General features: G+C 69.7%; 12 protein-coding genes. All 12 read left to right on the plus strand.

Features of this window, described 5'->3' with window-relative positions; genetic code table 11:
* Positions 1–621, plus strand: a 621-nt coding sequence (locus tag FNH04_RS32655; protein WP_228031747.1) for a hypothetical protein, incomplete at its 5' end; no start/stop codon positions are given.
* 101 nt (positions 622–722) lie between these two features.
* Entirely contained in the window at positions 723–1832 is a 1110-nt protein-coding gene (locus tag FNH04_RS32660; RefSeq protein ID WP_152789472.1) for a hypothetical protein, read from the plus strand.
* A gap of 41 nt (positions 1833–1873) precedes the next feature.
* Positions 1874–2311, plus strand: a complete 438-nt coding sequence (locus tag FNH04_RS32665; RefSeq protein WP_152789473.1) for a hypothetical protein — start codon at positions 1874–1876, stop codon at positions 2309–2311.
* Complete coding sequence (locus FNH04_RS32670; protein WP_152789474.1) at positions 2308–3519, plus strand: hypothetical protein; 1212 nt, start codon at positions 2308–2310, stop codon at positions 3517–3519. The genes FNH04_RS32665 and FNH04_RS32670 overlap by 4 nt, the downstream gene beginning before the upstream one ends.
* Before the next feature lie 23 nt (positions 3520–3542).
* Positions 3543–3893 (plus strand): hypothetical protein, encoded by a 351-nt coding sequence (locus FNH04_RS32675; protein WP_228031748.1) that lies wholly within the window; start codon positions 3543–3545, stop codon positions 3891–3893.
* Between the two features lie 114 nt (positions 3894–4007).
* Positions 4008–5393 carry an MFS transporter gene (locus tag FNH04_RS32680; protein ID WP_152789476.1) on the plus strand — a complete coding sequence of 462 codons (1386 nt, stop codon included), beginning with the start codon at positions 4008–4010 and terminating at the stop codon, positions 5391–5393.
* Between the two features lie 26 nt (positions 5394–5419).
* Positions 5420–5782 (plus strand): hypothetical protein, encoded by a 363-nt coding sequence (locus tag FNH04_RS32685; protein ID WP_322724494.1) that lies wholly within the window; start codon positions 5420–5422, stop codon positions 5780–5782.
* Positions 5783–5886: 104 nt separating this feature from the next.
* Positions 5887–6141 carry a hypothetical protein gene (locus FNH04_RS32690; protein WP_152789478.1) on the plus strand — a complete coding sequence of 85 codons (255 nt, stop codon included), beginning with the start codon at positions 5887–5889 and terminating at the stop codon, positions 6139–6141.
* A gap of 208 nt (positions 6142–6349) precedes the next feature.
* Complete coding sequence (locus FNH04_RS32695; RefSeq protein WP_152789479.1) at positions 6350–7156, plus strand: DUF317 domain-containing protein; 807 nt, start codon at positions 6350–6352, stop codon at positions 7154–7156.
* An 82-nt stretch (positions 7157–7238) separates the two neighbouring features.
* A complete protein-coding gene (locus FNH04_RS32700) occupies positions 7239–7826 on the plus strand; it encodes a hypothetical protein (RefSeq protein WP_152789480.1) in 588 nt (195 codons plus the stop codon).
* A gap of 94 nt (positions 7827–7920) precedes the next feature.
* Positions 7921–9708, plus strand: a complete 1788-nt coding sequence (locus FNH04_RS32705; RefSeq protein WP_194236890.1) for a type IV secretory system conjugative DNA transfer family protein — start codon at positions 7921–7923, stop codon at positions 9706–9708.
* A 205-nt stretch (positions 9709–9913) separates the two neighbouring features.
* Positions 9914–10472, plus strand: a 559-nt coding sequence (locus FNH04_RS32710) for a DNA cytosine methyltransferase (RefSeq protein WP_322724497.1), incomplete at its 3' end; no start/stop codon positions are given.

The raw sequence follows: 10472 nt of genomic DNA on the forward strand, positions 1-10472 counted from the left end.
CCCACTGACACACACCAGCCAGCCCCCGCCCGCGAACGCACCGCCCATCTCGCGGCGGTAGAACCCTGGCCTTGCATTCTGGAGTTGCCTCTGCCCGACATTGACCAGCGGATGCTGCTGCACGACGTGGCCGACCGGCTGGATACCGTGGCCGACCACCTACCGTTCGCCGACGAGATCCGCCCGGACCCCGGGTTGAGCGAGATCCTGGACGACGAAGTCCGCCATCTGGCCCGCCTGCTGGGTTATCTGGTCGGGGAGAGCGCCTTCCGCCACCGGGCCGCCGTCCGCTACCCCCACCAGCCCACGGCCACCGACCGGCGCATCACCCTTGCGCTGGCGAGCGCCGCCCAGCCCACCGGTGCCGCGCTCGCCGCCCTCGGCGCCGCCGTTTACCACCTCGGCCTCCTGGCCAACCTAGCCCACCAGGAGCCCAGCCTTTCCCGCGACGGGGCGATCAACATCGCGCTCCAAGGGCTCGTCGACCGGATCGGCGACGTCCATACGCACCTCGCCCGTGCGGCGAAGCAACTGCGCGCCACGGCGGACACCCAAGTCACGCCCATCACGACTGTGCCGCATCCATCCGCGACTTCCCCCACCGCGTCCCGTAACCGCTGACCCATCCGCTGCCTCGTATCGCCTGGGGCCGTGCCTCGCCGCACTCTCCCGTAAGGAATCCCCTGTTGTCCCGTGCCGATCTGTCCACCTTCGCTGTGGCCTTGGCTGACCGCCTCCCTGGTTCGTGGCGAGCCGACTACCACGCGCACCGCTCGTACGAGGATCAGTTCTCGCTGGGTGACCAGCTGTGGGGTCTGGGTATCGCGGACAGGGCCGTGTCGCAGGAGGTCCTCCGCCACGACGTGGTCCTCACTCGAGCCGACGGAGCCCGCCTGTACGTCATCGACCGACCCTGGCGGCAGAACCAGTTCATCGTCGCCGCCCTCGAACCCGACTACCTCGGCTACAGCTCCCAGAGCACCGTCGACCTCGAAGGGCCGAAGAGCATCGCCGTCACCAGCGATCCGGTTCGCGCCGCCTGCGACATCGCGCGGCGGCTGCTACCCCGGTACCAAGAGGCGACGGGACAGGTCGAGCAATGGGCCAGGGAGTTCCTGCTCTTCGGACTCACCCCGGCCAACGCCTCGTACTTGCAGGTCGCGTTCACCTGGCAGGACGACGGAGACCTGCACGCCCGGACCGACCACTTGTCCGCCGCGCTCCTGCTCCGCCAGTACTCCTTCCGCTACGACCGCGAGGCCGCAGCGTTCCTGCTGCCCGACACACTGAGCGAGGAACAGAAAAGCCAGCTCATCCAGCGCACGGCACTGGATCTGGGAGCTATCGGCATCAGCGTCAGCGTCGCTCGTGGTACGCCACGACCAGTACTCAGCGAGCGAAGGGTGGCTACTGAAGCCGCCTCGCTACATGACCTCAACGGGCACGCCGCACGAGCGGAATCCCTGTACGAGATCGTCGCGCTCCTCCGTGAGGCAACCGACGCGAAGACCGGACCGCTGACCGCGGCCGAATCATTCATCCGCACGCTCGGCGCGCGCGCCACCACCTTGGCCCCCGAACCGCTGCGCGATGAGTTCACCGTGGCATTCACCACGATCGCCACCCGCGCCAGCCGTCTGATCCACGATCTGACCGAACTCGCCCTGGGAGCAGGCGAGACCGATGCCATCACGCAGGCCCGCGGGCCGCATACCTGGGACCAGCTGCTCGCCTCGGACGCAGCCTCCGCCGCACCGCCCTCAGCTGCAGTGCCAGCGCCGACACCGGCTGCCTCCGCGGTCGGCACCCCACCGGCTCCTCGCACGCGTTGACGCCCCGCTTCTCGTCCCCGTCCACCCAGAAAGCCTCGCCCGTGGATGAACAGCCCCACATCGTCATCGGCCACCACGACGAACACGGCCTCGTCGCCCTGCCACTGAACCACCGCAATCTGCCGCTCGCCGATCACCACCTGAAGAACGTGCAGTTCGAACCGATCCCTGGCAGCCGGTTCTACCGCCTCACCGACGCGCGCCGCGACGGACGGCGCCGTGCCCGCCAGGCTGTGGCCTCGCTGCGCCTGGTCGGGCACACCGTGCAGGCCGACCTCACGCTCGATCCCGACCTCACCCCGGCCACCGAGTACCCACCCACGGCAGCCCGACTGCCCCCACGCCGGACCGCACTCGCCCAAGCCGCGATCTCCCGTTCCCCACGCCAGGAGCACCAGCACGAAGGCCACCGCACGGCCGACCTGCCAGCGCCCACGCCCCAGCACGCCCCACCGACGACGCCCACCCGAGGGCGATGAAACCCCGCGCGACCGCCGACGGTCCTCCGGAACCCGCCCAGCTCGAGGCGATCGAGCACCTCGACCGCTTCCTCAGCCAGTACAACTCCGGGCACCAACGCTGGGAGAACATCGTCTTGCGTCATCGCGGACAGGAGGGTATGTCCATTGCCCCAGACGCCGACGTCGCCGCCCTGTGTCAACAGCAGGCCGAGGCCGCCCACTGGTTCCAACACCTTCTGCCGTATGCGGCCGACCTGATCGCCACGGCGCGCCGTCACCTCGACCAACTGCCCGCAGCACCCCATCACGCAACGTGGCGCGACATCGTCGACCACCTAGACCGGGCCGCCGTCCACGCCTGCGCCATCGTCACGGACGGTGCCACAGATTTGGATCAGCAGACACAGCTATGGCCATGCGTGCGAATCTGGGCCGCCCACGGTGACCTGCTGAGCAGCCTCGCGGAACTGACCGACCCTCTCGCCGCAACCGTACGGGGCAAGGCGGACCTGCCCTATGGCGAACGCGCGGTGCTGGACTCCGCCGTACGTGCCGACCGGGCCGAGGGCCGACTTGCGGTCCTGGAATCCTGGTACGACCACACCAGCGAACTGATCACGCTCGTTGCGCTTGAAGACCACGCGGACGTCCTCGCTCTGCGCGGCGACATCGACGGCCCTTGGTGGTATGTACTTGGCTCCTACCCGGACGGGGAGGCCGCCCGCGCAGCCTTGCCACCCGCCGCGCCTCCCGGCGTGCTGCGACCGGAGGGCATCGACGACCTGCCGCCGCAATCCCGCCTGCCTAGGACAGAGCAACTCACCCATCAGGTACTCGCCAGCTGCCACGGCAGTGAGGTCGCCGAACTCCTCTACGCCGCCACCCACACCCCGGAAGGGGACCTGCGCGGATCCCTTCCGGCGCTCGTGGAGTTCACCGACGCCTGCGCTGAGTTCACGCACGCCCTGGACACGCGGGCTGGCCGCCACCTGGCCGTACGACTCCAGGCAGTCTCCGCGGTACTGAGCCGACTGAACACGGAGCTGCAAGACATCGGCGACGCCCTTGCGAGCACGGTGAGCGTTCTGCCTCCGCACCGCGTCCGATCTCCCGTCCGCATCACCCAGTCAGCCTTCCGCAGATCGTCCCGGACCGAATACCCGACGGCCACGACGCAGCCGCCACCAGGCTCGGACGGTGCGGCCCCATCCACCGCCAGGCGCTGACACAGCTGTCTCGAAGGGAATCCGTGAACGACGCCGACCACCCGCACATCCGGATCACCCGCGGCGAAGGTGGTGAGGTAGAAGCCGAAGGGGCCATCGACCAGTTCGCCGCTGCCCTCCTCCAACGCGCCGGGTTCATCTCTCAGCCCATGCTCTGGGGCACTTGGTACCGCCTCCCCTTCGACCTGGGGAAGCAGTGGGAGAACGAACACGCCACCTACTCCGCTGCCATGCTGCGGGCCGCCCGCTACCACGTCGGCCTCGACCCGGACCTGCGCAGCGACCCGCCCGACACGTCCGCGCCGCCCTCAACACCGCGCCGTACGAAGGCCGCGATGACCACACAGCCCACCCTCCGCGGTCCCCGGCGCTGACGAACGAGGCATGACACAGGAGGACGCCGTCCTGGCTTCCGTCACCGACCCCGTGGCCGTCACCAGCCCCGCGCTGCGCCGCTGAACATCCTTGAACGGAAAAGCCTCCTGCCGTTGACCATCGCCGATCACGTGCCGGCCCAACGTCCGGCCGCCGCCTCGACCTCCTATCGCGCTGTGCTGGGCAGCCGACATGTTGCCCGGCTGCTCGGCGGCACCCTCGTCGGACGCCTGCCCAACGGGATGGCGCCTGTCGCTATCGTGCTGCTGATCACCTCCCAAGGCGCCTCCTTGGCCGCCGCCGGGCTGCTCAGCGCCCTGTACGGGCTTGCCGCCTCGCTCTCCCAACCGATCAAGGGCCGCCTGATGGACCGCCATGGCCAGATGCCGGTGTCCGGACCGGGAGCCGTCCTCAACTCCGTCTGCCTGCTCCTGCTCTTGCCAATCGGGGCCGATTCGGCCGCCGCGACCGGCGTGGTCGTGCTCGCTGGCCTGTGCTCCCCGCCCCTGGAGGCGGGGCTGCGGGCCCTGTGGCCCACCGTCCTGCCCGACCACGGCCAGCGCCGGGTGGCCCTCGCGCTCGATACCGGATCCCAGGGTCTGCTCTACATCGCCGGCCCCCTCCTGGTCGCCGCACTCGCCACCGCGTACGGCCCTCAGGCCGCGATCACCGCGTCTGCCGTGCTCGGCCTCGCGGGCACCACCGTCGTGCTCACCGCACCCCCATCCCGCGCCTGGCGCCCGCAGCACGCCGCAGGTTCCGGCCCAGCCAGGTTGCACAGCACCGCCCTGTCACTGGTCTTCCTGGCCCATGCCGGGTTCGGGCTCGCCCTCGGCGCCATGAACGTCTGGGCCGTGGCCATGGCCGAACGGCACGACATGGAGCTGCTGTCCGGGCTGATCCCCGGCGCCTTCGCCACTGGCAGCTTTCTCGGTGGACTCCTCTACGCCCGCCGCGCCTGCCTTGGCTCGCCCACCGTGCAACTGCGCACGGCTGCGGCCGGGTTCTGTATCGGGTGGCTGCCGCTGCTCGCCCTGCCGGGCCCTCTCACGGCGACTGTCATGGTCACCGTGCCAGGAGTGTTCCTCACCGTCGTGATCGCCTGTGGTTTCACTACCGCGGACGCCCTCGTGCAGACCCGGCGGCGGACCGAAGCGTACGCCTGGCTGATCGCCTCGGTCGGCGTCGGCCAGGCCGTCGGCACCGCCCTGGCCGGAGCCCTCGCTACCCACCACCTCACCGCCGCAGCTCTTCCGGCGGCCGGAGCCACTCTCGCCCTGGTTGTCCTCGTCGCCGCCCGCCACCACCTCACAGCTACCGCCTCCACGGCGGCCACTGAGCCAACCGTTCCTGCCCCACCTCTGCTTTCTCGCAAGGAGACCCCTCACCCATGGCTGTCCGTACGACCTGGACCGTCGACCACGCCTGCGGCCACCAGGCCGACCACGATCTCTCCCACCGACCTGCCGACCAGCGCGCCGGATACGCACGTTGGCTGACGACGAAGGACTGCACCGACTGCTGGATGGCCACGCGCTCCGACGACTCCGCGGCCAAGCAGGAATGGCTCACCGTCAAGCGAGCCGAGGAACAGGCCGCCGCCACCGCCTGGGCCACCCAGTACGACATGCCACCGCTCGATGGCACTGACAAGGCCACTGCCTTCGGTGATCGCTGCCGCCACCAGCTGATGACCGCCGCTTACACCACTCTGGTGGCCGAGGGCGCATGGGACGAGGCCGATTGGGCCGTACTCGAAGAACGGGCCCGTACGGTCACAGCAGCCAGTTGGTGGATCGACCAGCGAGACGCGGACGCCATCGACCTGCCCGAACTTCTGGCCGCCGCCACCGACACCGATCGGCCGGTGGAGAACCCCTTCCGTTGAACCCGCGGACCACCGCCTGGGCCCGCACCTCGCCCGATCACGACCGCCCCGGCGACCCTGCTGTCTCCACCTCCCGCGTGCCCTCGCCTCTTGACGGAGTGCCCTTGCCTATCTCCCCGTACAACCCGATGACGCCCGACGACGTCCGCGCCGCAGGCGAGACCCTGAAGAAGCTGGCCGAGCAGCTCGACACGGCATCGTCGCCGCAGGAGGCGGCACGACTTATCAATCCCGTCGTCGCCCCGGAAGAAGGGATCTTGCCCATCCTGTCTCTGGTGCTCGCCGCTGCCTCCCGTACCGCCAGCCGAAACGCCAGGCCCAGCGACTTCGACCGTGACGTATGGCACAGCCTCGGCTAGGCCGCGGAGGACGTGCGCCGATGGGCCGACATGCTGCTGGACATTGACGAAGACCTCGCTCGCTTGCCCTCCCGAGCCGCTGCACCCACTGCAGAGACCACTCCAGTCGTACCGCTGTCCACGGCCCTGGCCCCGCCCCACGGGCGCGGCAGATGAAACGGCAGTGGTCAGCCCCGCGCTCCCCATACGCCGCGTCTAGCAGGAACCGATGAGTTACTCCGACAACTTCTTCACCAACGCACGCGGCCCCCTCCACCGCATCCAGTTCGCCACCAGCCCACGCCCCTTGGCCGGAGCCGGTGACCCGCGGCATGTCACCGATCCTCTGCTCGCGGCCGGCTGGAAGGACCACTCCGTGCTCGGCTATCCGCACGTCCTGCTGGAAAGCCCGTACGGCGTCCATCTCATCCTCGAACCCGCCACGCTCAGCCCCTACGACGCCTGGTGGCAGGTCCACCCCATGGACGGGGGCTGGCACGCGCGTTTCGGCGGCAACACTCCCGTGGAGATCGTCGCCGGGTTCACCGACGCCCTCATCCGCCCCAGCCAGGCTGGGACGGCAGATATGTGGAATGTCCTGACTAGCCGTCAATGGACGCCGTACGAAGATCGATGGGAGCAGGGCATGGCCTCGCCCGACGGCCTGGCCCGCGTCTACCAGCGACCCGAACACCCGTCGTGGACTGCCGAAGTGGCGCGGGCGTGGGAGTCCGGCCGCAGGGACGTCTACTGGCAGGCGCACTTCGGCCAACGCACCCCCGCGTACCTGCTTCTCGGTTTCGTAACCGCACTCAGTGACCCAGCGCCCCTGTGCCGGGGCAAGGGGGCGGGTGTCGGCAGCAGCACCCAGACCGAGGCCCGCCTCACCGGCAAACAGCTGGTCGAAGCGCACCAAGAGCGCCTCAGGGCCGCCAAGGCAGCGGCCCGCCGCCTGCGTCGCGCCACCACAACCGCGCTCCCGCCGCCGAACGCCCCAGCGGACACCATCGGCGCCGCTCGCAAGCACAACCGCTGACCCACACGTCGCCCAATCGGAGCGCGGCACGGACGCCGCAGAGCCCGATCACCTTTCCGCCCGCCAAAGGATGGAGGCGCCGATGACCGGCCCGTCCCCGACCTCCCACGGCCTCTGGCTCAAGCAACTCAACACCTACGTTCGCGAGAGCGATCAGATCCTCGCCGACTGGGACGCCTACTCCGACCAGCACAGTGACGAGGACGGTCAGCCGTTGGACGAAGTCGCCTACGGACGCCGCCAGCGCCAGCGCGACGCCGACACCTGGCATGCCTTTACCGCGCTACGTCCCGGCGCCGAAGAGCTCCTGGGCCAGGCCGAACGGCAGCGCGCAAAGCTTCCCGCCGACGAACAGCGGCGCACAGGCTGGCGGATCAACGCCCTACGCGACGCTCTCGACGGGCTGCGCCAGGTCGAGAGCGACTGGCTCACGGTGTGCCAATCGCTGCCGCCCCGCCCCATCGCCGGGGAGTACGAGGAAACGCTCGCCGAGCGCAATGCCGAAGGCTGGCACTACCTGCAGGAATGGTCCTGTCACGGCCACGTCCTCATCGAGGTCGACACCATGGCCTGCAAACGGACGCCGGCCGGATCACGCTTTTCGACGGCAACCTCCCCCAGCCGACCACAGCCCGCGCCTGGCCTCAACCGAGCCCGAGGCCGCAGGTAACCGGGGCACGACATCTGCGCGCCGAACCCATTCGGGTCGAGCCTTGCGCCCCGATACGCACCTCGCCCTGCCCGTACCGCTCCCGGAACAGCCGTTGCCTAACCGCACCCCCTCCACCTCCGACGCCACCGACATACTCTTCAAGCTCCTCCTCGGCGCACTCGTCGTCGCCGTCCCGCTGGGGAGCTTGGCTTGGCTCGGCGGTAACTGCGCCGCCGTCCTCACCCGTTCCGGCCGTTGGGCGCCATACCGGCCCGCTGACGCGCTCCTGCACCCTGATCTGCTGTGGCCAGCCACCGGCCACACCGCGCTCCTGGTCGGCCGGTTCATCGCCCCCGGCATTCTCCTGGCCACCGCTGCCGTACTAGCTGCGCGTTGGTGGACACGCCGCAGCGCCTCCGGCGGCCAGAAGAAGCCGGTGAAGGGCATGGCCAAGGCCAATGACATCGAGCCGCTGCTCGCCAAGGCGATCACAGCCAAGGCCAAGTCCCTGCGCCCGAGCTTGAAGCACGCCTCCAAGGTTGCCCCGAACGACACCGGCATCCTGCTCGGCAACCTCGCCGGCACCCGCCACGAAGTCCGCATGGGCTACGAGGACGTAGCTGTCGCGATCATGGCGCCGCGCTCCGGCAAGACCACTTCCTTGGCCATCCCCGCCATCCTCAGCGCACCCGGACCGGTCCTGCTGACCTCCAACAAGGCCGCGGGGGACGCCTTCACCGCGACCCTCGCCGCCCGCGCCCGGGTTGGACGGACCTGGACGATGGATCCCCAGCAGATCGCCCACGCTCTCCGCGTGATGTGGTGGGACCCGCTCGCCGACGCCACGACTCTCGAAGGCGCGAACCGGCTTGCCGGCCACTTTCTCGCCGCCAGCGTCGACGCCTCTCAGCAGGGTGACTTCTGGTCCAAGGCCGCGCAGAACGTCCTCGCCCAGCTCTTCCTCGCCGCCGCCAACGACCGCCGCCCGATCACCGACGTCATGCGCTGGCTCGCCTTCCCCGCCGACCGGACCCCGCTCGACACCCTCCGTGATCACGGCTTCCATGCGGTGGCTTCCCAGCTCAAGGGCACCGTCGAAGGCCCCCCGGAAACCCGCGACGGCATCTACGAAACCGCCCGCCAGTACGCCGCCTGCCTTCTCAACGCCGAGATCGCCGCCTGGGTCACCCCGCAGACCGACGTGCCGCAGTTCAAACCGAGCGAGTTCGTCACCAGCCGCGACACCCTCTACCTGCTGTCCAAGGACGGCGGCGGCGGAGCCTCCGCCGTCATCGCCGCCTGCGCCGACTCGGTCATGCGCACCGCCACCGCCGAAGCCGAGCGCGCCGGCGGACGCCTCGACCCGCCGCTCATCGCGATTCTCGACGAGGCCGCCAACGTGTGCAAAATCCAGGACCTGCCGGACCTGTACTCACACCTCGGCTCCCGCGGCATCATCCCGCTCACCATCCTGCAGAGCTACCGCCAGGGCCAGAAGGTCTGGGGCGACGCGGGCATGGACGCCATGTGGAGCGCCGCCACCATCAAGATCATCGGCAGCGGCATCGACGACCCCGACTTCGCCGACAAACTCTCCAGGCTCATCGGCGACCACGACGTCGAGACCACCTCCACCTCCATTTCGGACTCCGGCAAGTCCACCTCCGTATCGATGCGCCAGCAACGGATCCTGCCCGCCGATGCCATCCGAGCCCTCGCCAAGGGCAGCGCCCTGCTCTTCGCCACCGGCCTGCGCGCCGCCATGCTCACCCTTCGCCCCTGGTACCTCGAACCCGGCGCCGACGATCTCTCCGCCGCCTCGGCCCGCGCCTCAAGGGCGATCACGGCCCGCGCGATCAACAAAACGCTCACGCAAGACGACTTCGACCAGGCCGCCTAGCGCTCTCCGGCATACGGCCCTACCACCCCGACACGCGCACCACCCGCCCCGGGACTCCCGTCCTGCGCCAGCGCCTGCCCAGGGGGAATCGCGCCGTCGCCGCACCCCTGAACACACGCTCGGCCGGGCTCGCCCCCAGGCCCCGGCCCTGCACACGCAAGCGCACAGGAGAACCTCAGTGAACACGGATCGTGAAGAGCGCCACGTGATCGTGGACCTCTTTGCCGGACCCGGCGGCTGGTCCCACGCCCTGACCCGGCTCGGCGTACGCGACGTTGGACTCGAATGGGACGAATGGGCGTGCAAGACGCGCGCCGCAGCCGGACAGCTGACCATCCGTACCGACGTCGCGCGGTACCCGGTGTGGCCGTTCACCAGCGCGACGACGGGGCTCATCGCCTCCCCTCCCTGTCAGGCCTGGTCCATGGCCGGCAAACGCCTCGGCCTCCTCGACCAGCCCCTCGTCCACCAGGCCGTCGCCGACCTCGCGGCGGGCCGCGACACTCGCGAGCGGCTCCTCGCCTCGTGCCGCGACCAGCGCTCCCTGCTCGCCGCCGAACCGATGCGCTACCTCCACGCGCTCAACCAACACCGTCGGCCGGAGTGGGTGGCCATGGAAGAGGTGCCCGACGTCCTGCCGCTGTGGCGTCAGTACGCCGCGATCCTGCGCACCTGGGGTTTCTCCGTGTGGACGGGGATCCTGAATGCCGCCGACTACGGCGTCCCACAGACTCGCCGACGGGCGATCCTCCTCGCCTCCCGCA

It is taken from the genome of Streptomyces phyllanthi (genome assembly GCF_009377205.1).
Taxonomy (GTDB): domain Bacteria; phylum Actinomycetota; class Actinomycetes; order Streptomycetales; family Streptomycetaceae; genus Streptomyces; species Streptomyces phyllanthi.

Bases quoted from the DNA above. Each gene is read 5' to 3' on its own strand.
- FNH04_RS32670 (WP_152789474.1), top strand. From the start codon at position 2,308: ATGAAACCCCGCGCGACCGCCGACGGTCCTCCGGAACCCGCCCAGCTC.
- FNH04_RS32685 (WP_322724494.1), top strand. From the start codon at position 5,420: ATGGCCACGCGCTCCGACGACTCCGCGGCCAAGCAGGAATGGCTCACC.
- FNH04_RS32695 (WP_152789479.1), top strand. From the start codon at position 6,350: ATGAGTTACTCCGACAACTTCTTCACCAACGCACGCGGCCCCCTCCAC.
- FNH04_RS32700 (WP_152789480.1), top strand. From the start codon at position 7,239: ATGACCGGCCCGTCCCCGACCTCCCACGGCCTCTGGCTCAAGCAACTC.